We start from the raw sequence: 2,526 nt of genomic DNA on the forward strand, positions 1-2,526 counted from the left end.
ATGGGAGCTTCCTTTTTTTCATGAGGGCCTTCACCTAATGCAAACGGTTTCTTTTTTTAGCCTTGGTCAAGTGCATCCGCTTCCCTCTGCAGTTCTTCCTTTATCGGCAAAAACTCAAGCCCATTTTGAGTGCAAAAATCCTTTATGCTTAGACCGGCCTCCGGAATATCGGTCCCCAGTATTTTACCAATGCTTTCCGGCGTAATTCCCCAATCAAGCAACTCTGCGAATGTTGTTTTGCCATTTATCGTTCTTTCATCGGATTCCGCTCCCGTTGTCTTAGCAGCATCATCATCTATCTCTACTGCAGGAGATTCTTCCGCGCGATATGAGCTTACGATATTAAAATATCCCTAAGCATAGGAATAGCAATATATCCGGACCATGGTACCGATGTGGAGGAAATAATCAGAAAAGCCGATACTGCAATGTATAAGGTAAAAAAAATGGCCTAAGCGCCTATCGAATATATACAAACGAGATGGACGATAAAGCCTTGGAATAGTCGTATAGACTATCCGGAAATTTGTTTGTACCCCTCTTGGGGGATTCGATTATGCAATAAACAGATACGGATATGTTTGATGATGAGTTCACCTTCATTTTATTAGCCTACTATAATCGTATTATTTTTACGGACAAGTCAGAGAGTAACCTGGAGTTTTGATGATAATGCCACAATACGGTATCAAAAATGATGATTTTCGCCATTGAAAAATGGTTGTATAAGTTTGTTCTGACTATGCGGTATATAAATTTAGTCATATGAAGGGTATAATAGATTAACAATCCAAAGAATGTTAGGAGATTATAATGAAAAAAATATTATGTATTGTTTTAGTTTTATTTATGATGAATACGGCCTCGTATTCTTATGGGGCTGATTATGATTATGATGTTGAGGCATCTGTAAGGATAAATGATTCCTATCTTTATTCGGACACGCCACATATATTGGCAGGGGACACAGTGTTTGTAGTTGGCCGATATATAGTAGAGGCCCTTGGCGGAACAATAGAGTGGTTTGAGGATACACAAACTGTTAGGATGACTCTCGATGAAAAAAGCATAGAGATTGTCATAGGGAACATTGATGCAGAAGTTGATGGCGTTGCGGCTAAGTTATACAAAGCCCCATTTATCAAAGATGGAAGGACCATGATTCCATTAAGGTTTGTATCTGAAAACTTTGGCTGCCAAGTATCTTGGGATCAAACCACATATACCGTAGATATTTTAAATCCGGTTGTAGAAATACCGGAAGATTATATCTATGAAAGAGACTACACGGATGAAGACTTGTATCTGCTGTCAAAGATTGTAACAGTCGAGTCCGGCGACTATTCCATGGAGATGGCAATGGCTATTGCAAATACAGTACTGAACCGTGTTGAACACGAAAATTTTCCCGATACTATTGAAGGGGTAGTCTATCAAGCGAATGAACATGTTCAGTTTCCACCTGCACACAAAGCGTCGTTTGAAAATCTTGAGCCAAAGCCTATCAGCATTGCTGCGGCAAAAAAAGCTCTTGAGGGAGTCAACAATATTGAGGACAGTTTGTTTTTCAACAACCGTCCATTTGTATCAAAATCTGACGATTTGATTCGTGTTATTGACGGAGAATATTTTTATCGTTGATATGATTCTATGAAGCAGAACTTTAGGAAAACGATTTATTAATAAGGCCGTGGATCGGCGCAATGATCCAGAGGGAGCAGAGATGAATAAAAGAATGAAAGAGGCTCTCATTGGAGGAGCTTTACCAAATGTCGCTGAAAAGCCCCTTGCTTTAGCTATGGGGATGAAAGGCGACGGTATTGATATTCTTTCCATAATCTAGTATAATTCAAGTAGAACAAACGTTTGCGAGGTGTCACTATGAGAACGGTTAAAATCAAGTTATTGCCTACAATTGAACAAGGAAATCTTCTGATTGCAATTAGCAGAACCTACATCGAAACTGTCAACAAAACCGTTTCCGAAATGGTTGAGGCTAAAAAAGTGCTAAAACTCACATCAAAAGATATTTCTGCTCTGATGCCAAGCGCTGTTAAAAATCAGGCGATTCGTGATGCTAAAAGTGTCTACAATAAATCAAAGAAACTCAAAGTTGTTCCTATTTTAAGAAAAGCTGTGTGCCTTTGGAATAATCAAAACTATCGAATCAAGGAGAATGTACTTGAGTTTCCTGTTTTAGTTGATGGCAAATCTAAACGAATCAAAGTTAAAGCCATCTTTGATGATTATCAAAAAACTTTAATTGAAGATGCTACCAAACTTGGTATGCTTCGCATCACTCAAAAATCAGGTAAATGGATTGCCCAAATTGCCATAAAAGAAGAATTAACAAGGCTTGTAAATTCCGATATTGTTATGGGCGTAGATTTAGGACTTAAAGTACCTGCTGTGGCAAAGACTTCCACAGGCAAGGTCAAGTTCTTTGGCAACGGGCATGAAAATAAGTTTTTCAAGCGGCGTTTTAGAGCAGTCAGAAAGAAACTTGGACAATTGAAAAACCTCAAA

At 38.6% G+C, this 2,526-nt stretch carries 3 protein-coding genes and 1 pseudogene; 3 read left to right on the plus strand and 1 reads right to left on the minus strand.

The window, feature by feature from the left end; translation table 11 throughout:
• Positions 1-56 precede the first annotated feature (56 nt).
• A complete protein-coding gene (locus JJE29_09450) occupies positions 57-221 on the minus strand; it encodes a hypothetical protein (GenBank protein MBK5252840.1) in 165 nt (54 codons plus the stop codon).
• A 120-nt stretch (positions 222-341) separates the two neighbouring features.
• Here JJE29_09450 and JJE29_09455 point away from each other — a divergent pair.
• The 3 genes and pseudogenes from JJE29_09455 to JJE29_09465 form a co-directional block, all read left to right on the plus strand.
• A pseudogene (locus JJE29_09455) lies at positions 342-455 on the plus strand (diguanylate cyclase).
• Between the two features lie 358 nt (positions 456-813).
• A complete protein-coding gene (locus JJE29_09460) occupies positions 814-1,641 on the plus strand; it encodes a cell wall hydrolase (protein MBK5252841.1) in 828 nt (275 codons plus the stop codon).
• A gap of 240 nt (positions 1,642-1,881) precedes the next feature.
• A partial coding sequence (locus tag JJE29_09465; protein MBK5252842.1) for a transposase occupies positions 1,882-2,526 on the plus strand: 645 nt, incomplete at its 3' end.

Source organism: Peptostreptococcaceae bacterium (genome assembly GCA_016649995.1).
Classification (GTDB): Bacteria; Bacillota; Clostridia; order Peptostreptococcales; family BM714; genus BM714.